The 1,311-nt window shown below is 76.9% G+C and carries 1 pseudogene; it reads right to left on the bottom strand.

Annotation, left to right across the window (positions count from 1 at the left end):
- A pseudogene (locus FE811_RS26865) lies at positions 1 to 1,086 on the bottom strand (LytTR family transcriptional regulator); the annotation flags it as partial.
- Between the last annotated feature and the right edge of the window lie 225 nt (positions 1,087 to 1,311).

Raw genomic sequence — 1,311 nt, 5'->3', positions numbered from 1 at the left:
GTTCAGCGCCGCCACCCGCTCGCCGCCGCGATAAAGCCCGGCCGGGGCGCCCGGCGCCGGGCCGCGCGCGAAATCGGCCGCGGCGACCGGCGTGGCATCCTGCGGCTCGGTCGTGCGGCCGAAGCCGTCCAGCACCAGTTCGGGCAGCCAAAAGGGCTGTTCGGCGCGATCCGCCTCGGGCGCCGCGCTGCCGACCCGCGCGCTGCGCACCAGCCGGTCCAGCATCTCGACGAACAGGCCCGAGATCGCCAGGTTCGACCATTCCGCATTGGCCGTGGTGTGGAACAGCACCAGCTGCCCCTGCCCCAGCGCCGCCCGCGTCACCAGGGGCGTGCCGTCGGAAAGCTGGGCGATGGTGCGGTCGCCCAGGTCGGGCGCGGGCTCGGCCAGAAGCTGGGCGCGCACGGTGGCGTCCTGGGGCACCGAAAGCCCGGCAAAGGGCCCGTCGGCGGCAAAGGGCGCGACGCTGCGCGGCTCGCCCCAGGCCAGGGCGCCGCCGATGTCGCGCCCGCCGGCGCGCAGCCGCACGGGCAGCAGCGGCTCTTCGGCCAGCCGTTCCGAGGCGGCCATGCGCGGCCCGGCAAAACGGATCAGCAGCCCGCCGCCCTCGACCCATTCGCGCAGGCCCGGCTCTTCGGCCAGGCCGAACTGGTCGGCCAGCACGATCACGTCGGGCGAGGCTTGCAGCACGTCGCCCAGCCCCCCCTCGATCAGGTCGGTGGTCGGCGCCAGGGCCCGGCGCAGGTAGTGCAGCGGCGAGAGCAGCCGCTGGCCCTCGCCGGCGCGGTCGTCGCCGGCCAGCGCGACCTTGCGCCGGCGCAGGGAATCGTCGGCCAGCAGCACCGCCCCGGCCGAGCCATGGCCCTCGACCTCGAAGCGGGTGATGCGGTTGCGCAATTCCGAGGGCAGGTCGATGGGCACCAGCCAGCTGGTCACGCCCGCATCCGCCGAAGCCCCGCCGCCCTCGCCGGGGCGCAGCCGCGCCAGCTCGCGCGGCGTGCCCTGCGGGTCGAGGCCGATGGCCAGCACATCGGCAGCGGCCGCCCCGGTCGAGCGCAGCCGCAGCGCCGGCTGGTCGCCCGCCACCAGTTCCAGCGACTGCCGCGGGCCGTCGGGCGGCACNGCGCCGCCAGCCATTCCCCCCGGCCGGGATGGTCCAGCCCGTCGCTGAGCCACAGCACCGACAGGCCCGCGGGCGCCTCGGCCAGCGCCGCCTGCGGGTCGGGGGGATAGCGCGTCTCCCATGCCGCGGGACGCAGGGCGCGCAGCTGCGCCGCAAGCTCGGGCGCGGGCAGGAAGGGCAGCGCGCCC

This window comes from Paracoccus sp. FO-3 (assembly GCF_006386455.1).
Lineage (GTDB): Bacteria > Pseudomonadota > Alphaproteobacteria > Rhodobacterales > Rhodobacteraceae > Paracoccus > Paracoccus versutus.
The sequence above is the reverse complement of the archived record's forward strand: the minus strand, read 5'-3'. Positions and strand labels throughout refer to the sequence as shown.